The following is a 21,207-nucleotide window of genomic DNA, read 5'->3' on the forward strand; positions in this document are numbered from 1 at the left end:
GGGCCTGTCCGCGCCGATCCGCACCCCGCACATCTCGCCGGTCCGCAGCCGCCGCCGCGCGACGCTGCATGCCGAGGCCAAGGGCGGCAGGATCACGCTCGGCTTCACCGCCGAGAAGGCGCATCTGATCGTCGACATCAAGGAATGCTGGATCCTCGATCCGCGCCTCTTCGCGCTCGTCCAGCCGCTCCGCACCCTGCTCAAGCGTCTCAACTTCCGCCGCCGCGCGGACATCCACCTGACGCTCGCGGATCAGGGCGCCGACATCCTCATCACCGGCTTCGCGCCCGAAGGCCTCCCCGCCGCCGAAGCGCTCACCCGGTTCTGCGAGGAGCACGGCATCGCCCGCGTCGCGTTCGACGACGGTCTAGGCCCGGAGACGCGCTGGGAGCCCGATGCGGTGACGATCACGCTGGGCGGCGTCCCCGTGCCGCTGCCACCCGCCTCGTTCCTCCAGGCGACGCCCGACGGCGAGGCCGCGCTCACCGCCGCGGTGCTCGAGGCGATCGGCACGCCCGCCACCGTCGCCGACCTGTTCGCCGGGCTCGGCACCTTCACGCTCGCGATTCCGGCCAAGGTCTATGCCGCGGAGGGCGCGCGCGACGCGCTGACCGCGCTCAAGGCCGCCGCGCACCGCCTGCAACGCCCCGTCTTCCCCGAGCACCGCGATCTCTACCGTCGCCCGCTGACGGTGGCCGAGCTCGACCGGTTCGACGCGGTGGTGATCGATCCGCCCCGCTCGGGCGCGCGCGAACAGGCCGGTGCGCTCGCCGCGTCCAGGACCCCGGTAATCGTCTACGTCTCGTGCAACCCGGCGAGCTTCGCGCGCGATGCCAAGGAGCTGTGCGACGCCGGCTGGCGGATCGACTGGATCCAGCCGGTCGGCCAGTTCCGCTGGTCGACGCATGTCGAACTCGCTGCGAAGTTCGTCCGCTAAGGTGTTAATTCCTTAGGGATAAACAGCGGTTACGAAGAACAACCCATCGGGCGGTGCATTGAGCCCCAGCATCGCCCGATCCTTCGCCGCCAGCGCGTCCGCGACATCGCCGACCGCCCAGCGCCCCATGCCGACCAGCGCCAGGCACCCGACCATCGATCGTACCTGGTGATGCAGGAACGACCGCGCCGCCGCGTAGACGAACAGCCGCTCGCCCTCGCGCACGACGTCGAGCCGGTCGAGCGTCCGCACCGGACTGTCCGCCTGGCAATGCGCAGACCTAAACGTCGTGAAGTCATGCCGCCCGACCAGCGCGCGCGCCGCCTCCGCCATCGCCTCCGCATCGAGCGGTTGCGGCACCTGCCACGCCAGCCCCGCCTCGAAGCTCAGCGGCGCGCGCCGGTTGACGATCCGGTACTCGTACGACCGCCCGATGCACGAGAACCGCGCATGCCAGTCGTCGGGCACCACCTCGCACGCCAGCACCGACACCGGCGCCGGTTTGACCAGAGCATTCAGCCCCTCCATCAGCCGGAACGCCGCGAGCGGCTTCACGATATCGACATGCGCGCGCATCGCGATCCCGTGCACCCCCGCATCGGTCCGCCCCGCCGCCTGCACCGACACGGCCTCGCCGGTCATCTTGAGCACCGCCGCCTCGAGCGCGGCCTGCACGCTCGGCCCATGCTTCTGTCGCTGCCAGCCCATGAACGGCCGGCCGTCAAACTCCACCGTCAGCGCGAACCGCGTCAAAGCTGGGTCCCCGAGGGAATCGCAAACCCGCGCAGCAGCTCCTCGGCCGAGGTGACGCCGCGCCCGGCCCGCTGCACCAACGTGGGCCGGATCGCGCCGTCGCCGCACCCGATCGTCAGCTCGGCGTTCACCGTCAGCCCCTCGCACCCGAGAAAGCTGAACGGCAACACGTCCGCCGCCAGCACCTTCACGCGCTCGCCGGCGACCTCGAACCACGCGCCCGGCGCCGGGTTCATCGCGCGCACCAGCCGCTCGACCTCGACCGCCGACCGCTCGAAATCGATCCGCGCCTCCGCCTTGTCGATCTTGGCCGCATAGGTGACGCCCTCCTCGGGTTGCGGCCGGGCAGGGTAGGCGTCGAGATCGCCCAGCACCTCGACCATCAACCGCGCCCCCATCGCCGACAGCTCGGCGGTCAGATCCCCCGCCGTCTTCCCCGCAACGTCAGTTCGCCCCTCAAGCCGAACCGGCCCGGTATCGAGCCCGGCCTCCATCTGCATGATCCCGACGCCGGTCTCCGCATCGCCCGCGAGGATCGCGCGCTGCACCGGTGCCGCCCCGCGCCACCGCGGCAACAGCGAGCCATGGACGTTGAGGCACCCGAGCCGGGGCGCCTCGAGCACCGCGCGCGGCAGGATCAGGCCATAGGCGGCCACCACCGCGACATCCGCCTCCAGCGCCGCAAACGCGTCCCGCGCCTCAAGCCCCTCGGGCAGCGACGCCTTGAACGACACCGGCGTCCGAACCTCTATGCCCAGCGCCTCCGCCCGGACCTGGACCGGCGACGGCACCAGCTCGCGTCCGCGTCGCCCGCCCGGTCGTGCCGGCTGGCAATAGGCCGCCACCAGTTCGTGCCCCGCCGTGACGAGGGCCTCCAGCACCGGCACCGCGAAGTCCGGCGTTCCCATGAAGATGATCCGCATGCCCCTCTCGAACACGCTGGCGGGGAGCGACGCAACCCCCTATCTGGTCGTGATGGCATCCCCCGAGATCGAGGCGCTGACGCAGGCGCTGGCCCGGCTCCCCGGCCTCGGCCCCCGGTCCGCACGCCGCGCCGTGCTGCATCTGCTCAAGAAGCGCGACGCCGCGCTGGGGCCGCTGCGCGAGGCGCTGACCGCGGTCGACGAGCGGCTGGAGAATTGCAGCGTCTGCGGCAATGTCGACACGACCAACCCGTGCGCGATCTGCGCCGACCCGCGCCGTGACCAGCGCTCGCTCTGCGTCGTCGAGGAGGTCGCCGATCTCTGGGCGCTCGATCGCTCGCGGCTGTTCCCCGGTCGCTTCCACGTGCTTGGCGGTCGCCTGTCCGCATTGGAAGGCATCCGGCCCGAGGATCTCAGCATCGACAATCTCGTCCGCCGGATCGAGGCGGGGGGGATCGACGAGGTCGTGCTCGCGATGAACGCCACGCTCGAAGGCCAGACCACCGCGCATTACATCGCCGAGCGCATCGAACGATTCCCCGTCCGCGTCACACAGCTGGCGCACGGCCTGCCGGTGGGTGGCGAGCTCGACTATCTCGACGAGGGCACGCTCGCCCAGGCGCTGCGCGCGCGTCGCCCGATGGCCTGATGGTCGCGGCCTAACCCAAATGCTTGACGGCTCAACCCGCGGAACCTAGCTGCGCAGCATGACCGTCATGACCGTTCTCGAAGTCCCCGATCCCCGCCTGCGCCTCGTCGCGGAGCCGGTGGCGTCGGTGGACGATTCCACCCGTACGCTCGTCGCCGACATGATCGAGACGATGTACGACTTCAACGGCATCGGCCTCGCCGCGACTCAGGTCGGCGTGCAGCAGCGCGTCCTCGTCATCGACCTTCAGGAAGAGAAGGACGAAGAGGACAAGCCGATCAGGAATCCCAAGGCCTATATCAACGCCGAGATCCTTTCGGTCAGCGAAGAGATGTCGACCTATAACGAGGGCTGCCTTTCGATCCCCGAGCAATATGCCGAGGTCGTCCGCCCCGCCCGCTGCCGCGTGAAGTGGCTCGACGAGACCGGCGCCGCGCATGAGGAAGAGCTCGACGGCCTGCTCTCGACCTGCATGCAGCACGAGATCGACCATCTCGACGGCGTCCTCTTCATCGACCACATCAGCCGCCTCAAGCGCGACATGGTCCTCAAGAAACTCGCCAAGGCCCGCAAGCTCGGCTGACCCGGCGCCGGTTGTTAAGTCGACCGGCCAAGCCACCAATTCCCCGGCGAAGGCCGGGGCCCAGGCAGGGAAGCCCCGCGTAATCGCGGGCGGCACACGCCAAGAAGACTGCCCAGCAAACACCGGCGCCCACCTCCGATAGCTCCGCAGCGAGGGGCGGCGCACCCCCAAAAGCACCACCCCGGCGAAGGCCGGGGCCCAGCTGGCACGTCCCCGGCGATAACGCACTACCGCCCGCAAAGCCCAACTCTGCTACAGTAGCGACCAAGGGCAACGCCCGAAGGTAGGAAAATCCCTCTGTCCCACCCACGTCGTTCGTGCTATGTTCCAACGATGACTTTTCAGACCGTGCCCCCCCAGCCGCCCGCGCCCAAACCCTGCATGGCCGGTTCCGCAGCCGGAAATTGTACGGATCTCGGCGCAAAACACGCTTATCGTCTCAACATTCACAACATTGGGACGCTGGCATGACCGAACTCGTGATCGTCGCGCTGCTCGCGGCCGCCGCCGGGCTCCTGCTCGGCTGGTTGCTCGCCTCGCGTCGAGCCGGCGCGCTCGCCAGCGATCTTGCGGTCGCCAGGACCCGTGCCGCCGACTATGATCTGGTCCGTACCGCGCGCGACGCGGTCGAGCAGGAGCGCAATGCCGCACTCCAGGATCTCGCCACGCTGCGCGCGCAGAATGCCGAACGCGCCGGGGAGGCGGACCGCCTGCGTACCGATCTCGCGACGATCCGCGCCGACCGCGACGCCGCGCGCACCGAACTCGCTACCGAGCATGCCCGCAGCGAGGCGTTCGAGGCGCGGCTGGTCGAGTTCCGCGACGCCAAGGACGTGATGGCGGCTCAGTTCGGCGACGTCGCCAACAAGCTGCTGAGCGACGCGCAGAAGACCTTCCTCGATCGCGCCGACGCCCGCTTCCGCCAGTCCGAGGAATCCGCCGGGCAGAACCTCAAGTCGATGCTCCAGCCCGTCAGCGACCGGCTGCAGCGCTATGAAGAGGGCGTCGCCAAGGTCGAGGCGGAACGCCGCGACGCGTTCGGCGATCTCAAGGGGCAGATCGAACAGATGCGGCTCGGCCAGGAAAAGGTCTCGACCGAGGCCGCCAAGCTCGTCAATTCGCTGCGCAACGCGCCCAAGTCGCGCGGCCGCTGGGGCGAGCAGCAGTTGAAGAACGTGCTCGAGACCTGCGGGCTGAGTGAACATACCGACTTCCAGACCGAGGTCAGCGTCGCGGTCGGTGATGCCGATGAGCGCGCCGGCGCCCGGCTGCGCCCCGATGCGATCATCCGCGTCCCCGGCGGCCGCGCACTCGTCATCGATGCCAAGGTCTCGCTCAACGCCTATCAGGATGCGTTCGGCGCGGTCGACGAGGCCGAGCGTCTGGTCGGTCTGGCGGCGCACGCCGCGTCGATGCGCGCGCATGTCAACGGGCTCGGCAACAAGGCCTATTGGAGCCAGTTCGCCGACACCCCCGACTATGTGATCATGTTCGTCCCCGGCGAACATTTTCTCTCCGCTGCGCTTGAGCACGATCCGACCCTCTGGGATTTCGCGTTTGAAAAGAGGGTGTTGCTGGCCACTCCTACCAATCTGATTGCGATCGCGCGGACCGTCGCCGCGGTCTGGCGGCAGGAGAAGCTCGCCAACGAGGCGCGCAAGATCGGCGAGCTCGGCAAGGAGATGCACGATCGGCTCGCCAAGGTCGCGGACGATCTCCGCAAGGTCGGGGTCGGTCTCAACAGCGCGGTGAAGAACTTCAACGGCTTCACCAACTCGTTCAACGGCCGCCTGATGGTCACCGGCCGCAAGTTCCGCGACCTCAATATCGAGACCGGCGCGCGCGATCTCGAGGACGTGTCGTCGATCGACGCGCTGGCGCTGGGCGAGGGGCCGGCATTGATCGAAAAGCCAGAGCCCGCGGACGTTTAATCCGTCTTTTCAACGCTGTCGGGCAAGAACCTCATAGGCCATCACCGCGGTTGCGACCGCGGCGTTGAGGCTGTCGGCCTTGCCCAGCATCGGAATCTTGACCAGCGTGTCGCAGCCTTCGGCCATCTCTGCCGGCATGCCCTGCGCCTCGTTGCCGGTCAGCAAGAAGGTCGGGGCGCTGTACGTCGCCGCCCGGTAATCGGTCTCGGTGTCGAGGCTCAGCCCGACCAGCTGCCCGGGACCGCTGCGGAGCCACGCCTCGAACGGCGCCCACTCGGTCTTGACGACCGGAATGGTGAACAGCGCCCCCATGCTCGCCCGCACCGCCTCGACCGAGAACGGATCGACCGACTCGCCGATCAGGATCAGCCCGCCCGCACCGACGGCATCGCCGGTCCGCAGGATCGTGCCGAGATTGCCCGGATCCCGCAGGCGCTCGGCGACCAGCCAGATCCCCGCACTGGTCCGGTCCAGATCCTCGAGTGCCGCGTCGAACTCATCGAACACGCCGACCACCGCCTGCGGATTGTCCTTGCCCGACAGCTTGGACAGGATGTCGGGCGTCGTCTGGATCGATTCGCCGCCCGCCTCCTCGACATCCATCGACAGCGCATGGACCAGCGGATGGTTGGCACTCGCCGCAGCGTAGAAAAGCGTGCGGGGCAGCCGGCCGGTCTCGCGAGCCTCGGTCAAGATCCGCAACCCCTCGGCAAGGAACTGACGTGCAGCCTTGCGATGTCGTTTGTCGCGAAGATCGCGGACATATTTGATCAACGGGTTCGAAAAGGCGGTAATTTCGCGAGGCATTTATCGGCCCTTCGGCGCGCGGAAACAGGGGAGGTTGGTAAACACGCGCTGCTCATGCCCTCCGCAACCCGGCGCGGCAAGCGCTGCGGGGAAGGGGGCTCAATCCTCGCCGAACTTGGCTTCGACAAGCTCGACCAGCCGGGCGACGGTTTCGTCCGCGCCATCGCCGGTCGCCGATATGACGATCGAGTCACCCATCGCGGCCCCGAGCATCATCAGCCCCATGATCGACGTTCCCGTCACGCTCCCCGCGCCGTCCTTCTCGACCAGCACGTCGCAAGGTTGCGAGGAGGCAAGTGTGACAAACTTTGCGCTGGCCCGGGCATGCAATCCCCGGCGGTTGGTGATCAGGACCGTGCGCGCAACCGCGGTCACGCGGCCGCCTCGCCGAGAACCTCGGATGCGACGGATATATATTTCCGGCCGGCTTCACGCGCGGCAGCGACCGCCGCCACGACCGTCATCGCCTTGCGGGCCGATCCCAGCCGGATCAGCATGGGCAGGTTCATTCCCGCGATCACCTCCACCCGGCCCCGCTCCATCAGGGAGATGGCAAGGTTGGACGGGGTACCGCCGAACAGATCGGTCAGGACGATCACGCCGCGTCCCGCATCGACCTCGGCGATCGCCGTCGCGATATCCGCGCGGCGTTCCTCCATATCGTCATCGGGGCCGATCGCGATTGCCGCGACGCGTTCCTGTGGGCCGACGACATGGACCATTGCGGTCACGAACTCGTCGGCGAGCCGCCCGTGGGTCACCAAAACTAGGCCGATCATATCAGACGCTTCATACTCATAAGCCGACCGGTGGTCCCTCAAGCGAGTCCTGCGGCGCGGCCCCCAGGTCGCGATGGTTTACCGTGGGCGAAAAACCCTCTGCGCGCAACCGTCCGGCGATCCGTTCGGCGACATGAACCGATCGATGTCTCCCTCCGGTACACCCGATCGCAACGCTGACATAGGACTTGCCCTCCGCCTTGTAGCGCGGCAGCAACAGGAGCAGCAGATCCTCGATGCGGCTGACAGCGGCTTCATAGGCCGGATCGGCCATGACATATTGCGCAACCTCGGCATCCAGTCCGGTCCCAGGACGCAGCTGCGGATCCCAATGCGGATTTCGCAAAAACCGCATGTCGAAGACAAGGTCAGCGTTGCGCGGTAGCCCGCGCGCGAAGCCGAACGACTGGATCGACAGCGTCGGAGCACCCTGATCGTCCTGCGCGAAGCTGTGGCGGATCTGTTGCGCCAGCTCGTTGGCCGCCAATGTGGTCGTGTCGATCAACCGGTTCGCCCAGTCGCGCAGCGGCCGCAGCATTTCACGCTCGCGCGCGATCCCGTCGCCCGCGGGGCGATCGGGGGCTAGCGGATGACGCCGCCGTGTTTCCGAATAGCGTCGCTCGAGTTCTACCCCCGAACAGTCGAGAAACAGCGTCCCGATTTCCAGACCGTGCCGATCGCGGAGATCGCGGATGCGCCCGATGATGCGATCCGCATCAAAATCGCGCGTTTGCGAGCCAATACCAATCGCCAGGGGGGTGGAATCATCCATTTGTCCCTTTGCGCGCGGCGTATCTAGCAACCGATCGAGCAGCATCAGCGGTAGGTTGTCGACGATCTCCCAGCCCAGATCCTCAAGCGTCTTGAGGACGGTCGATTTGCCCGCGCCCGACATGCCAGTGATCAGCAGGATCGGCTTTGATTGGCGCGTCATGCGGCGAGAATTCCGTGTTTCAGAGCCAGTTCAACCTTCAGTGGAGCGGACGCCTGGAGTGGTTCGAGCAGGAGGACCGGGATATCGGCACCAGCGATCCGCCGCGCCTCAAGCTCGGGCATCCGCGGGACCTGACTTCCTAGCCGTACGAGCAAGGCGATGGGTATGTCGACAACATAGGGCATGACGATAATGCCGAGGCCGCGAACCTCGATCCGGCCTGCGATGGAAGCGGGTGGGTGTGCCAGCAACCGGGCACCCGAGCGCACCACGATGGTCTGGTCGTCGCTGACCAGCATTGCGCCGCGGTCGATAAGGCGAAGGGCGAGGTCGGACTTGCCGATGCCGGAAGGTCCTTCCAGCAGGACGCCCTGGCCGCCGATCGAGACGGTCGTCGCATGCAGGCGATCGGACGAGAGGACAGACAGAACTAGGGCTCCCTCATCGTGCATACAGCGGCAGATGGATTACGAACCGGGCACCGCCCAGCCGATCCTCGCGCGATTCGACGGTGATCGTGCCCTGATGCCCCTCGACGATGGTGCGCGCAATGGCGAGCCCCAATCCGGAGTGACGCCCGAAGGCTTCGCCGTCAGGTCTGACCGAGTGGAAGCGGCGAAAGATCGCATCGCGTGCGTCTGGAGGGACGCCCGGGCCCTCATCCTCGACACGAAGGACGACCTCGTGCGCGCCGCGCATTGCAGACAACGTGATCAGGCCGCGGTCGGGCGAGAAGGATACCGCGTTATCGATCAGGTTCTCGATCACACGCTCGAGCCGGGCGCCTTCGCCGAGCACGACGAACGGGCCATCGTCGCTGCGATCGAAGCGAAAACGGATTTCACGTTCGACGTCGCGAGCGAGGCGCTGCGACAGCAAGCCGTCGATCAGGCTGACCATGTCGATCGGTTCGAACTTTGCCCGGCTGAGCTGTGCGTCCAGTCGCGACGCGTCGGAGATGTCGGAGATCAGCCGATCTAGTCGATGGACATCGTCTCGCACGATCGCCATCAGCTGCTCCTTGAGGGCGGGATCCTGCACGCGTGACAGCCCTTCCACCGCAGACCGTAACGACGCCAGCGGGTTCTTCATCTCATGCGTAACGTCGGCGGCGAACGCTTCGGTCGCGTCGATGCGGGCCCTGAGCGCCAGGCTCATGTCCGACAGCGCCCTGGCAAGCATGCCCAGTTCATCCCGGCGCGACGGCAGTCGAGGGACCACGACTTCGCGCGCGCGCCCGAGCCGCACCCGCACCGCCGCCCGAGCGAGACGGCGCAGGGGCCGGACGATGGTGCGTGCAAGGAACAGCGACAGCAGCACGGACACGATTGAGACCAGCAACAGCACCATGCTCAGGCGGAAGCGTTCGATACGCACGGTGCGCGTGATGTCACGCGCGTTCACCGTCGTCATCACCACGCCGCCGCCCGGCACGCGGGCCGCAGCCGTTATCACTGGGGTGCGGTCGGGCGCGCGCCAGACCGTCGTGGAGATGCCATGCCGCAACCGTACGTCCTCGACGTCGGGCCAGCGTTGCCGCGGGCCGCGTTCGCGGTAAAGCGGTGCGCGGGGCGCCATCACGACCACGTCGATGACCGCGTCGAGAAAGCGCGCGGCATCCTGCCCCCAGTCTTCCTTGTCCGGGTCGTGCAGCACGAAACTGCGTAGCCCCAGTGCGCGACTGTCCTTGATGATCTGCCCGTCGCGGTCGAAGACCCGGATCTGCGAGCCCGTATCCTGCGCCAGCCGAACGATGAGCGGCTCACGCAGCGCCGGATCGACTGCGGCGATTGCCTCACCGATCAGCCGCGCCTCGCGTGCGGCCTGCGCGACGCGGCTGTCGACGATACGGCTGCGATAGGAATCGAGGTAGAAAAAGCCGCCTGCGAGCAGCAAGAGCGCGAAGATATTGACGGCGAGGATGCGCCGCGTGAGCGAGATCTGACCCGACCAGCGTAATGTCAGGTCGCGACCGTCATCCTCGTTACGATCGCCCACGTCGTCGCCCGAATCGCTCCGTCCCATGCTAATCTTCGGAGAACCGATAGCCTGCCCCATACAGCGTTTCGATCGCGTCGAAATCTGGATCGACCTGTCGGAACTTGCGACGAAGCCGCTTTATGTGGCTGTCGATCGTCCGGTCGTCGACATAGATGTCGTCCTGATAGGCTGCGTCCATCAACTGGTTGCGCGTCTTGACGATACCCGGCCGCTGCGCGAGCGTTTCGAGGATCATGAACTCCGTCACCGTCAGCGTCACGGGTTCGCCAGCCCACAGGGTCCGGTGGCGCGCCGGGTCCATGCTGAGCCGTCCCCGGTCAAGCGGCCCGGCCGCCTCGGCCTCCGTCTCCGTGCCAGGCGACCGGGTCAACTCCGCGCGCCGCAGGATCGCCCGGACCCGCGCAATCAGCAATCGCTGCGAGAACGGCTTCGCGATATAATCGTCCGCCCCCATCGCAAGGCCAAGCGCCTCGTCGAGTTCGTCATCCTTGCTGGTCAGGAAGATGACAGGTATCTGGCTCTTTTCGCGCAGCCGCCGCAACAGTTCCAGACCATCCATACGGGGCATCTTGATGTCGAAGATCGCCAGATCGGGGGGATTGTCCGTCAAGGCCTTCAGCGCGGTCTCGCCATCCGAATAGACCCGCGTGACAAACCCTTCGGTCTGAAGGGCGATCGACACGGACGTCAGGATGTTTCGGTCGTCATCGACGAGCGCGATCGTTGCCGTCATGGTCTGGCTGTCATCTTCTTGGCGCCCGCCGGGATAAATCTCGGGCTGCGTAGGGCAAAGTGCTAGCGTACTCAACCGGGGTACACCAGACCGCGGCGTGAGTTGCACGCCCTCCGGTCGAATTGACCCGGATCACAGGCCCGCCTAGATCGAGCCTCAACGACATACATACGTATGCGCAAGTGTCTTATGGAGAGATGCCGTGTCCGATTTGCGAACCCCTGCCTCAGGGCTCGATGCGCAGGGAATTGAAACACATGCGGAGGTGCACTGGAATCTGGTGACCGCGCAGCTGGTCGAAGCCGCGCTCGACCGGGGTGAGGGGCGTCTGTCCGCCGACGGGCCCCTGGTCGTCGAAACGGGCGCCCATACCGGACGTTCGGCTCAGGACAAGTTCATCGTCCGCGACGCGGAAACCGGCGCGACCGTCTGGTGGGGCAAGAGCAACAAGCCGATGGCTGCGGCGCACTTTGCCGCACTGAAGGCAGATTTCTACGCCGCGCTGGCGCAGAAGAATACGCTGTTCGTTCAGGACCTATATGGCGGATCGCAACCCGATCACCGGGTGAATGTTCGCGTCGTCACGGAACTCGCCTGGCACAATCTCTTCATCCGGACGATGCTTGTCCGTCCGGAAGCGTCGGCGCTGAAAGGCTTTCAAGCCGACTATACGATCATCGATCTGCCCAGCTTCCAGGCCGATCCCGCGCGGCATGGTTGCCGCAGCGAAACCGTCATCGCGGTCAATTTCACCGATCGGCTCATCCTTATCGGGGGTACGAAATATGCCGGGGAGATGAAAAAGTCGGTCTTCGGCCTGCTCAACTACCTCCTGCCGCCGGCCGGGGTGATGCCGATGCATTGTTCGGCAAACATGGGCGCAAACGGCGATACCGCGGTGTTCTTCGGGCTTTCTGGCACCGGCAAGACGACCTTGAGTGCCGATGCCAGCCGAACGCTGATCGGCGACGATGAGCATGGCTGGTCCGATACCGCCGTCTTCAACTTCGAAGGTGGCTGCTACGCCAAGATGATCCGTTTGTCGGCCGATGCCGAGCCCGAGATCTTCGCGACGACGAAGCGGTTCGGAACGGTTCTCGAGAATGTCGTGATGGATCCCACCACGCGCCTGCTTGATCTTGACGATCACACGCTCGCGGAAAATAGCCGGGGCGCCTATCCGATCGACTTCATTCCCAACAGCTCGGCGGACAATATGGGTCCGGTTCCGCGGAACATCGTGATGTTGACCGCCGATGCCTATGGTGTGCTTCCGCCGATTGCCAAACTGACGCCGGATCAGGCGATGTACCACTTTCTGTCAGGCTATACGGCCCGCGTCGCCGGCACTGAAATCGGCGTGACCGAGCCCGATGCGACGTTCTCGACCTGTTTCGGCGCTCCGTTCATGCCGCGGCATCCCTCGGTTTATGGTAATCTCCTGAAAGCGCGGATCGCCCGCGGCGGGGTCGACTGCTGGCTGGTGAATACGGGTTGGACCGGGGGCAAATATGGTGTCGGCAGCCGGATGCCGATCAAGGCTACGCGTGCGCTTCTGAACGCTGCGCTGGACGGCAGTCTGAAGACTGCCGAATTTCGTACGGACCCTAACTTTGGGTTTCAGGTTCCGGTGAGCGTACAGGGCGTCGACGACGCCATCCTCGATCCGCGGACGACATGGGCAGATACCGATGCCTATGACGCGACAGCGGCAAAGCTGGTCGATCTGTTCGTCGAGAATTTCGCGCAGTTCTCGGAGCATGTCGATGCCAGCGTAATGCAGGCGGCGCCGAAGGTGACCGAAGCTGCGTGACAAACCGAGCGGCCCGGTAGGTTCGCGGGTGCCGGACCGGGATGGGGCGTCGAGCCCTTCTCGGTCCCGCCATCGACATTAAACGGGCCGTCCGAGACGTTGCGACGCCCGTCTACTGAGGTTCCACAGCCACCGCGCCGTCCATCACCGCGACGATCCTGACCCGCGTGCCGACCGCCGCGTCGGGCCCGCGTGCGGGCCAGCTGCCGTCACCGACGAGAACACGGCCTTGGCCACCAACGAGCGCCGTCTCGACGATCACGATCTGGCCGATCAATCGCGCCGCGCGGTCGTTCAGCAGCGGATCCCCGCCCTCGACCGGATAGTCACGATACCATCGTTTGCCGATCGTGACCGCGACCACACTCCAGACCGCGAAGGCTACAAGCTGTACGGCGACCGGCAGGTCCGGAAACGCGAGCGCCATCACCCCGGTGAACGCTGCGGCGATCGCCAGAAAGACCAGGAAAACGCCCGGAACAGCCAGTTCCGCGATTCCCAACACCAGCGCAGCGATCAGCCATGCAACGGCCGGTCCGACTCCATACATTAGCTTTTCGGCACTTCGTTGGCGTTCGACAGTTCAAATGGTCCCCTGGGTGACGGCTTCGCTGCCGAGGTGGCTGACGGCACCGTGTCGCGCAGGGCATCCTTCGCAATCTCGCCAATGCCACCCAGCGTTCCCATCAACTGGGTCGCCTCGACGGGAAACAGGATCGTCTTCGCATTGGGCGACGTGGCGAATTTGCCGATTGCCTCGACATATTTCTGCGCGATGAAATAGTTGATCGCCTGCGCGCCGCCCTCCTCGATCGCCTGCGACACGGCCCGGGTCGCTGACGCTTCGGCAACGGCCGCACGCTCGCGGGCCTCGGCATCGCGAAAGGCCGATTCCTTGCGGCCCTCCGACTCCAGGATCCGTGCCTGCTTCTGGCCCTCTGCCCGGAGGATTTCCGAGGCGCGTGAGCCTTCCGCGTCCAGAATGTTTGCGCGCTTCTCGCGCTCGGCCTTCATCTGGCGGCCCATGGCGTTGACGATGTCTGCTGGCGGACGGATGTCCTTGATCTCCACCCGGGTGATCTTGACGCCCCACGGCGTCGTTGCGTGGTCGACGACGCTCAGCAATCGCGCATTGATCTCGTCGCGCTTGCTCAATGTCTCGTCGAGATCCATCGAGCCCATGACGGTGCGAAGGTTCGTCGTCGTGAGCTGCAGCAGCGCCTGATACAGGTCGGACACCTCATAGGCGGCCTTGGCCGAATCCAGCACCTGGAAGAACACGACCCCGTCGGTCGATATCATCGCATTGTCCTTGGTGATGATCTCCTGCCCGGGAATATCGATCACCTGCTCCATCATGTTCACCTTCCGCCCGACGCGGTAGAAAAACGCCGGATAGAAATTGAAGCCGGGCCTTGCGACCGTGGTGAACCTTCCGAAATGTTCGATCGTGTACTGATAGCCCTGACGTACGATCTTGATACTGGTCATCAAATAGAACAGCACCAGCGCCACTGCGAGCCCGGCGACAATCAACCCCATCGGAATATCCCCCATGCGTGTAGTGCCCGGCTATAGCACGCCGTTCGCAGAGGGGCCTAGCCGTACGCGCCCGCTTTGGTTACATGGCGCGCCACCCCACACCCAGGATCGGCAGCTTTCATGGATATCCGCCTCGGCCTCACTTTCGACGACGTCCTACTGTATCCGGGGGAATCGGACGTGCTGCCAAGCCAGGCGGACACGCGGACCCAGGTAACACGGGGGATAGCCCTCAACATTCCGATCCTGTCCTCCGCAATGGATACTGTGACCGAAGCGGACATGGCGATCGTCATGGCGCAGCTCGGCGGCATCGGCGTGCTACACCGTAACCTGACGATCGAGGAACAGGTTGTCGCGGTCCGTCAGGTCAAGCGGTTCGAATCGGGGATGGTGGTCAACCCGATCACGATCAAGCCGACCGCCACTCTGGGCGAAGCGCAGGCGTTGATGGCCGGCCATCGGATCAGCGGCATTCCGGTCGTCGAGTCGGATGGCAAGCTGGTCGGAATCCTGACCAATCGCGATGTTCGCTTTGCCGGGAACCCGCAGCAGCCGGTCAGCGAGCTCATGACGCACGAGAATCTTGCGACTGTATCGACCGAGGTCGGCAAGGAGGAAGCGCGCCGGCTGCTGCACCAGCGTCGCATCGAAAAGCTGCTGGTCGTCGATGCCGAGTATCGTTGCGTCGGCCTCATTACGGTCAAGGATATCGAAAAGGCCGTCATGTTCCCCGATGCGACCAAGGACGAAGCGGGCCGCCTGCGTGTCGCAGCGGCGACGACCGTCGGCGACAAGGGCTTCGATCGCACGGAACAGCTGGTCGACGCCGGATGCGACCTGATCGTCATCGACACGGCACATGGTCATAATCGTGACGTCGGGCGTGCCGTTGAGCGAGTGAAGAAACTGTCCAACTCGGTCCAGGTCGTTGCCGGGAACGTCGCGACGGGCGACGCCACCCGCGCGCTGATCGACGCGGGCGCGGACGGCATCAAGGTCGGCATCGGCCCCGGGTCGATCTGCACCACGCGGGTGGTCGCTGGCGTGGGCGTGCCGCAGTTGACGGCCGTGATGGATTGCGCCGAAGCCGGTCACAAGGCCGGCGTACCGGTGATCGCGGATGGCGGTATCCGCACGTCGGGCGACATGGCCAAGGCGCTGGCTGCAGGCGCATCGACCGTGATGATCGGGTCGCTGCTCGCCGGGACGGACGAGGCGCCGGGCGAAACCTTCCTCTACCAGGGCCGCGCGTATAAATCCTATCGTGGCATGGGTTCGGTCGGCGCTATGGGTCGCGGGTCTGCGGATCGCTACTTCCAGGGCGATATCAAGGACCAGCTGAAGCTGGTTCCCGAGGGCATCGAAGGGCAGGTTGCGTATAAGGGTCCGGCACGCGACGTCGTCCACCAGCTCGTCGGCGGGATCAAGGCAGCGATGGGCTATACCGGGTCGGCGACGATTCCGGATCTGCAGGCACGCGCGGAATTCGTCCAGATCACCGGTGCCGGCCTGATGGAGAGCCATGTCCACGACGTCACGATCACGCGCGAGGCCCCGAACTACCCGACGCGCTAGCATCGACGCCTCCCGATGCCGCAACGGGATCGGGAGGGCCCGCCGGCCGGGAATGTGGCAAGCGGATACCTGAAATCATTCCCTTCTACGTCCGGGAGGGGGTAGGGGCAGGGGATGATGATGATCCCCTACCAAATCACTGCCCGATATTGCGCAATCCCGGGAGGTCGGCCTTGACCCCGTCGGCGCGGACGCAGGCCGCGATCGAGCTGCTCGACCAGATCATCGCCGCTGCCCGCGAGAGTGGCGCGGCAGCGGACACGCTCATCGCCCGCTACTTCGCCACGCGTCGTTACGCTGGGTCGAAGGACCGTCGCGCCGTGCGTGAGCTCGTCTATGCGGCGATCCGCAAGGCAGGAGATCGACCTGAGAACGGCCGTGCCGCGATGCTGCTGGTGGCCGATGCTGACCCCGCGCTGGCCGCGACCTTCGACGGCTCGACCCATGCACCAGCGCCGATCGGCAAGGATGAACCGCGCGCACGCGCCGGCGTCGCGCCGCAATGGCTGACCAAGGCGTTGCGGGCATCGGGGCTCGATGGCGCGGCGCTCACCGATCTTGCGGGGCGTGCGACGCTCGACCTGCGGGTCAACACGCTCGTCGCGGATCGTCCCGCCGTGCTCGCCGCATTGCCCGACGCTGAGGCGACACCGCACGCTCCCGACGGAATCCGGCTGCCGACCGGCACGAACGTCGAGGCATTGCCGCTGTTCAACGAGGGAGCGCTGGAAGTCCAGGACGAGGGCAGCCAGATCGTCGGGCTCGCGATGCAGGCCAAGCCCGGCCAAAGGATCGTCGACCTCTGCGCAGGCGCTGGCGGCAAGACGCTCGCGCTCGCCGCGATGATGGCGAACACGGGTACCCTCCTTGCCTGCGATACCGATCGTAACCGGCTATCACGGCTGGCGCCGCGCGCGACCCGTGCGGGCGCCGCGATCATCGAGACGCAGTTGCTCAACCCGACCCGTGAGATCGAGGCGTTGAGCGAATGGGCAGGCCGTGCGGACGGCGTGCTCGTTGATGCGCCTTGTTCGGGAACAGGCACGTGGCGACGCAATCCCGAGGCGCGCTGGCGCCTGACGCCCGACCGCGTGTCCAGATTGCAGTCGACCCAACAGCAGGTCCTGTCGGTCGCGGCAACGCTGGTCAAACCGGGCGGTACGTTGGTGTATATCGTCTGTTCGCTGCTCGATGCGGAAGGCACGGACCAGGTTACGTGGTTCCTGGGCGCGCATCCCGGCTGGACGACCGCGCCGCTGTCGTTGCCCGCAGGCGCTGTCCACGGCCACGGGGTTCGCCTCGAGCCCGGCCGCGACGGCACCGACGGATTTTTTGTCGCGCGCCTTATCAGCCCATGCTAGCCAAACCCGCTGTGCCCCGCCTGGAGACCATCATGCGTTTTTCGACCGTTGCCGTTGCCGCCGCGCTGACGGTCGTGTCCGTATCGACGTCACTGAGCGGCCAACGGCCCGATACGCAGATTGATGCGCGGTCGTTGCAACTGCTCGCACAGGGGCGCAGCCTGAAGGCGGCCGGCAATCTCGACGGTGCGACCGACATGCTCGAAACCGCGGTCGCGGTGGATCCGCGCAATCGCGCGGCGTTCGTCGAACTGGGCAGGGTCGCAGAGGCACGCGAACTGCCGGGCAAGGCGATCCGCCTTTACCGCGAGGCGCTACTGCTCGAGCCCAACGATGTCACCGCGTTGCAGGGGCAGGGCAGTGCGTTGGTGATGAAGGGCGCGGTCGTCCGGGCCCGCGACAACCTCGCCAAGATCCGCACCATCTGTAAGGGGCAGTGTCCCGAGGCCGTGCAGCTTGCCGCGATCATCGCCAAGGGTCCGCCCATCACGACTGCGCAGGTCGTAAAGCCCGCTACCCCCGCCAAGGACTGAGCGGGACGACCTCAGCCGCTGACAGTGAGCGGCCGCGTCTTCGCGGCGCGCGCCAGTGCCACGAAATCCAGCACCGACAAGGTCTCTGCGCGTCGCGTCCCATCGATCCCGATCCGCTCCAGCGCATCGAGAGCGCCAGGTACTGATTTCAAGCTCTGGCGGAGCATCTTGCGACGTTGTCCAAAAGCGGCGCCGGTCAGTCGTTCGAGCAGGGCGAAGTCGACGCCCTCGGGCGCAGCCTGTGGCGTGATGTGGACGACTGCGGACATTACCTTGGGTGGCGGCGTAAAGGCCGACCTGTGGACCGGCATCGCAATCCTCGACGCGCTTCGCCATTGCGCGAGCACCGCAAGGCGTCCGTAATGATCGCTGTTCGTGGTCGCAACGATCCGTTCGGCGACCTCTTTCTGGAACATCAGCGTCAGCGATTGCCACCATGGTGCCCAATCCGCCGACAGCCAGCCGACCAGCAAGGCAGTACCGACATTATAGGGCAGGTTGGAAACGATGTGAGGCTTTGTCGTGAACAGCGACGGCGCGTCGATCGCCAGCGCATCGCCTTCGATGACCGTTAGCTGCCCCGGGAATGCTTCCCCCAGTTCGGCTAGCGCGGGAATGCAGCGATGATCCCGCTCGATCGCCGTCACGCGCGCACCCGCCGCAAGCAAAGCGCGGGTCAGTCCACCGGGACCTGGGCCGACCTCGAGGACTTCAGCGTCGTGCAGGTCACCCGGCACAGCGGCGATGCGCGCCAGCAATTGCCCGTCGAACAGGAAATTCTGCCCCAGCGCCTTGCTGGCATTGAGGCCATGCCGCGCGATCACCTCGCGCAGCGGGGGGAGGGCCGGTGCCGGGGCGATCATCGACTTTCGGCGCTTTGCGCGGCACGCCGATCGGATGCCTGGCCGGCCATCGCGATAGCCGCGATCATGGCACCCGGTTCGGCGAGGTTTTTACCGGCGATCGGGAATGCCGTGCCGTGGTCAGGCGACGTACGCACGATAGGCAGCCCGAGCGTGATGTTGACGCCTTCGTCAAAATGGATGGTCTTGAGCGGCACGAGCGCCTGGTCATGATAGCAGCAAAGTACCGCGTCATAGGTCGCGCGCGCGCGCGGGTGGAACAAGGTATCTGCCGCAAAAGGCCCGGTCGCATCGATGCCCTCCGCGCGCAGCAGATCGATCGCCGGGGCGATGATATCAATCTCCTCACGACCGAGCGCGCCCTGTTCGCCCGCGTGCGGATTGAACCCGGCAAAGGCGAGCCGCGGGGCCGCAATCCCGAAATTCCGCGTCAACCCGCGAGCCGTTGCCCGCCCCTTTGCGACGATCAAATCGACCGACAGCAGGGACGCGACGTCGCCGAGCGGTACATGCGTCGTGATCGGCACGACACGGAGCGACGGGCCGGCGAGCATCATCACGGCATTCTCGCCCGCGACGCCGAACCGTTCAGCGACGAACTCCGTCTGCCCGGGATGGGTGAAGCCAATCGCATAAAGCTTTGCCTTCGATACCGGCCCCGTGACCAGTGCGCGTGCTGCTCCGGTCTTGACCAGTCCCACCGCAAGCTCGAGCGCATGCAAGGCGCAACGGGCGCCCTCGACATCCGGATTCCCGGGCACGATCTCGCCCGCGTCTTCGACGCTCAGCACCGGCAGCGCACCGGCGAATACCGTGGCCGTTTCGGTAGGATCAGCGATCCGGACCACGGGCCCGGACCAGACCCGCTCGATCGCCCGGATGTCGCCGATCGCAACGAACGGGGCCAGATCGTGCGCAACACGCGCGGCCCAAGCCTTGGCGATGATTTCAGGTCCGATCCCCGCGGGGTCGCCCATCGAGACGGCGAGGGGGCGCGACTGCGGCATGTCAGGATCAGCGATATTCGACGACGGCGTCACGACGCAGATCGCGCAGTTTCTGCTGGGCCCGCAAATTGACGCGCTGCTGCTCGAGCTGTCCCTGGATCTGCTCCGAACTCGGCAGATTGCCTGACTGCGGATCGTCGCGTCCGCACAGGACGAGGGCACGTACGCCCTGTTCGGCGGACCCAAACGGCGGGCTCGATTCGCCGACTTGCAACTTGAGCATCACTTCCTGAAGCTGCGGCGGAAGATCGCGGATTCGGACAGTATCATTGTCGACAACGTCGGCTCCGATGCCCGCGGCGACCTTTTCGACGGTGCCACACCCACGCAGATCCTTCGTAGCCCTTGCAAACGCCTCGGCACGCGCTGCGGCCTGCGCCTGCGAGGTATTGGGCGGGAAGCGCAACGTCAGCTGCTTCAGGCTGAGCCGCGCGTCGCGTGGGTCGGCGGTCAGCACCTGGCGCTTGTCGGTCAGGTACAGGATGGAATAGCCGCCCGACACCTCGATCGGACCGGCCACCTGGCCGACCTGCATCGACTGCGTCGCCTGGGCGAGCTCCGGCGGCAGCGTCGATGCACGAACCCAGCCGAGATCGCCGCCGACCGCGCGGGTCGACGCCTCGGAGAATTGCCGCGCATAGGACTCGAACGGCTGCGTGCCCTTCTGGATTTCCTGGATCAGCTGGCGGGCATTGGCATAGACCTGTTGCCCGTTCGTCGCATTCCCGGCGAGGTAGATTTCCTTCAGGTTGAACTCGTCCGTACCCTTGGCCGCCTCGAGACGGTCGATGATGCCTTTGACCTCCTCGTCGCCGACGTTGACGAAGGGCTCGACGCGGCGCCGCAGATAGCGCTGCCAGGCCAGTTCGCCTTCGATCTGACGCTTGAGCGAGCGATCCGACGAGCCGGTCTGCCGCAGATAGGCCGCCATGGTGGCAGGGGTACGGTTGAACCGCTTCGACACCGCGTCATAGCTCTGCGTCAGTTCGGCGGGCGTGATCGTGATGTCGGCGGTCTTTGCCTCCTGGATCTGCAGCGTTTCGTCGATCAGCTGCCGCAGGACCTGGAGCTTCAACCGGTCGCGGTCTTCGGGCGAGAGCTTGGCGCCCTCATTGGCCATCGCGATCAAGGCGACGCGCTGATCGACGTCGGTGCCGGTGATCACGGAGTCGTTGACGATCGCCGTCGGCTTGCGGACGTTCGGATCGACCTTGCCGAAGATCTGAAGATTCGTCGGCAGATTAAGCCCGGTATTGTCGGGCACGCTCTGATCGGACACGGTCTGCCCGGATCCTCCAGCGGGCGCGGGCGCAGGCGTTGGCGCGGTCTGGGCAATGGCGCTTGCGGTCAGTGCGGCAAGGACCACAGCGCCGATTACGCGGCCACCACGCGCCGTCAGTCGAACATCATGCTTCAAGGTGTCGGTATCCCATCATCGCGTATCATCGCACGTGCCGCGCGGCCTACCCTGGCTTAGCTG

General features: G+C 65.9%; 22 protein-coding genes. 8 read left to right on the plus strand and 14 right to left on the minus strand.

Annotation, left to right across the window (positions count from 1 at the left end; genetic code table 11):
• Positions 1-937 (plus strand): class I SAM-dependent RNA methyltransferase (locus sphsw_RS00985; protein ID WP_031438984.1); only part of this gene is annotated, 937 nt, incomplete at its 5' end.
• A 12-nt stretch (positions 938-949) separates the two neighbouring features.
• Here the strand turns inward: sphsw_RS00985 and truA are convergent.
• Both truA and fmt read right to left on the minus strand, forming a co-directional pair.
• Entirely contained in the window at positions 950-1,690 is a 741-nt protein-coding gene (truA, locus tag sphsw_RS00990; RefSeq protein WP_031438985.1) for a tRNA pseudouridine(38-40) synthase TruA, read from the minus strand.
• On the minus strand, positions 1,687-2,613 hold the full coding sequence (gene fmt / locus sphsw_RS00995) for a methionyl-tRNA formyltransferase (protein ID WP_031438986.1): 927 nt from the start codon (positions 2,611-2,613) through the stop codon (positions 1,687-1,689). Before fmt ends, truA begins: the two co-directional genes overlap by 4 nt.
• 52 nt (positions 2,614-2,665) lie before the next feature.
• Here fmt and recR point away from each other — a divergent pair, with 52 nt between their 5' ends.
• The 3 genes from recR (at position 2,666) to rmuC (ending at position 5,776) form a co-directional block, all read left to right on the plus strand.
• Positions 2,666-3,262 (plus strand): recombination mediator RecR, encoded by a 597-nt coding sequence (gene recR / locus sphsw_RS01000; protein ID WP_031393413.1) that lies wholly within the window; start codon positions 2,666-2,668, stop codon positions 3,260-3,262.
• A gap of 58 nt (positions 3,263-3,320) precedes the next feature.
• The gene (def, locus tag sphsw_RS01005) at positions 3,321-3,845 is read left to right on the plus strand and encodes a peptide deformylase (protein ID WP_031438987.1); all 525 of its coding nucleotides are present in this window, start codon (positions 3,321-3,323) and stop codon (positions 3,843-3,845) included.
• A gap of 467 nt (positions 3,846-4,312) precedes the next feature.
• Entirely contained in the window at positions 4,313-5,776 is a 1,464-nt protein-coding gene (gene rmuC, locus sphsw_RS01010) for a DNA recombination protein RmuC (protein WP_031438988.1), read from the plus strand.
• 9 nt (positions 5,777-5,785) lie between these two features.
• On the opposite strand, the gene sphsw_RS01015 is transcribed toward rmuC, so the two are convergent.
• The 7 genes from sphsw_RS01015 to sphsw_RS01045 all read right to left on the minus strand — a co-directional run bounded on the left by sphsw_RS01015 (position 5,786) and on the right by sphsw_RS01045 (position 11,030).
• On the minus strand, positions 5,786-6,583 hold the full coding sequence (locus sphsw_RS01015) for a TrmH family RNA methyltransferase (RefSeq protein WP_031438989.1): 798 nt from the start codon (positions 6,581-6,583) through the stop codon (positions 5,786-5,788).
• A gap of 99 nt (positions 6,584-6,682) precedes the next feature.
• Positions 6,683-6,958 carry an HPr family phosphocarrier protein gene (locus sphsw_RS01020; RefSeq protein WP_031393409.1) on the minus strand — a complete coding sequence of 92 codons (276 nt, stop codon included), beginning with the start codon at positions 6,956-6,958 and terminating at the stop codon, positions 6,683-6,685.
• A complete protein-coding gene (locus sphsw_RS01025) occupies positions 6,955-7,362 on the minus strand; it encodes a PTS sugar transporter subunit IIA (RefSeq protein ID WP_031393408.1) in 408 nt (135 codons plus the stop codon). Before sphsw_RS01025 ends, sphsw_RS01020 begins: the two co-directional genes overlap by 4 nt.
• A 16-nt stretch (positions 7,363-7,378) precedes the next feature.
• Positions 7,379-8,296: an RNase adapter RapZ gene (gene rapZ, locus sphsw_RS01030; RefSeq protein ID WP_031438990.1), complete on the minus strand. Its 918-nt coding sequence runs from the start codon at positions 8,294-8,296 to the stop codon at positions 7,379-7,381.
• On the minus strand, positions 8,293-8,748 hold the full coding sequence (locus tag sphsw_RS01035; protein WP_031438991.1) for an HPr kinase/phosphorylase: 456 nt from the start codon (positions 8,746-8,748) through the stop codon (positions 8,293-8,295). Before sphsw_RS01035 ends, rapZ begins: the two co-directional genes overlap by 4 nt.
• Positions 8,738-10,321: a sensor histidine kinase gene (locus sphsw_RS01040; RefSeq protein WP_042466269.1), complete on the minus strand. Its 1,584-nt coding sequence runs from the start codon at positions 10,319-10,321 to the stop codon at positions 8,738-8,740. Before sphsw_RS01040 ends, sphsw_RS01035 begins: the two co-directional genes overlap by 11 nt.
• 1 nt (position 10,322) lies before the next feature.
• The gene (locus sphsw_RS01045; RefSeq protein ID WP_031393404.1) at positions 10,323-11,030 is read right to left on the minus strand and encodes a response regulator transcription factor; all 708 of its coding nucleotides are present in this window, start codon (positions 11,028-11,030) and stop codon (positions 10,323-10,325) included.
• A 202-nt stretch (positions 11,031-11,232) separates the two neighbouring features.
• Here sphsw_RS01045 and sphsw_RS01050 point away from each other — a divergent pair, with 202 nt between their 5' ends.
• Positions 11,233-12,843, plus strand: coding sequence for a phosphoenolpyruvate carboxykinase (locus sphsw_RS01050; protein ID WP_031438993.1), 1,611 nt, complete (start codon positions 11,233-11,235; stop codon positions 12,841-12,843).
• A 112-nt stretch (positions 12,844-12,955) separates the two neighbouring features.
• On the opposite strand, the gene sphsw_RS01055 is transcribed toward sphsw_RS01050, so the two are convergent.
• Positions 12,956-13,393, minus strand: a complete 438-nt coding sequence (locus tag sphsw_RS01055; RefSeq protein WP_031438994.1) for an NfeD family protein — start codon at positions 13,391-13,393, stop codon at positions 12,956-12,958.
• Positions 13,393-14,385 carry an SPFH domain-containing protein gene (locus sphsw_RS01060; protein WP_031438995.1) on the minus strand — a complete coding sequence of 331 codons (993 nt, stop codon included), beginning with the start codon at positions 14,383-14,385 and terminating at the stop codon, positions 13,393-13,395. Before sphsw_RS01060 ends, sphsw_RS01055 begins: the two co-directional genes overlap by 1 nt.
• Before the next feature lie 120 nt (positions 14,386-14,505).
• Between sphsw_RS01060 and guaB the strand changes: the two genes are divergently transcribed.
• The 3 genes from guaB (at position 14,506) to sphsw_RS01075 (ending at position 17,857) form a co-directional block, all read left to right on the plus strand.
• Positions 14,506-15,963, plus strand: a complete 1,458-nt coding sequence (gene guaB, locus sphsw_RS01065; RefSeq protein WP_031393400.1) for an IMP dehydrogenase — start codon at positions 14,506-14,508, stop codon at positions 15,961-15,963.
• Between the two features lie 173 nt (positions 15,964-16,136).
• Positions 16,137-17,324: an RsmB/NOP family class I SAM-dependent RNA methyltransferase gene (locus sphsw_RS01070; protein WP_031438996.1), complete on the plus strand. Its 1,188-nt coding sequence runs from the start codon at positions 16,137-16,139 to the stop codon at positions 17,322-17,324.
• Positions 17,325-17,356: 32 nt separating this feature from the next.
• Positions 17,357-17,857, plus strand: a complete 501-nt coding sequence (locus sphsw_RS01075; RefSeq protein ID WP_031393398.1) for a tetratricopeptide repeat protein — start codon at positions 17,357-17,359, stop codon at positions 17,855-17,857.
• 11 nt (positions 17,858-17,868) lie between these two features.
• On the opposite strand, the gene rsmA is transcribed toward sphsw_RS01075, so the two are convergent.
• From rsmA to sphsw_RS01090, 3 genes are read right to left on the minus strand one after another with little or no spacing between them, the layout of a single operon-like run.
• Positions 17,869-18,720 carry a 16S rRNA (adenine(1518)-N(6)/adenine(1519)-N(6))-dimethyltransferase RsmA gene (rsmA, locus tag sphsw_RS01080; protein ID WP_031438997.1) on the minus strand — a complete coding sequence of 284 codons (852 nt, stop codon included), beginning with the start codon at positions 18,718-18,720 and terminating at the stop codon, positions 17,869-17,871.
• On the minus strand, positions 18,717-19,727 hold the full coding sequence (gene pdxA, locus sphsw_RS01085) for a 4-hydroxythreonine-4-phosphate dehydrogenase PdxA (RefSeq protein ID WP_031438998.1): 1,011 nt from the start codon (positions 19,725-19,727) through the stop codon (positions 18,717-18,719). The genes rsmA and pdxA overlap by 4 nt, the downstream gene beginning before the upstream one ends.
• Positions 19,728-19,734: 7 nt before the next feature.
• Positions 19,735-21,078, minus strand: coding sequence for a peptidylprolyl isomerase (locus sphsw_RS01090; RefSeq protein ID WP_373929164.1), 1,344 nt, complete (start codon positions 21,076-21,078; stop codon positions 19,735-19,737).
• Between the last annotated feature and the right edge of the window lie 129 nt (positions 21,079-21,207).

The sequence above is a fragment of the Sphingomonas sp. FUKUSWIS1 genome (assembly GCF_000733135.1).
GTDB lineage: Bacteria > Pseudomonadota > Alphaproteobacteria > Sphingomonadales > Sphingomonadaceae > Sphingomonas > Sphingomonas aerolata.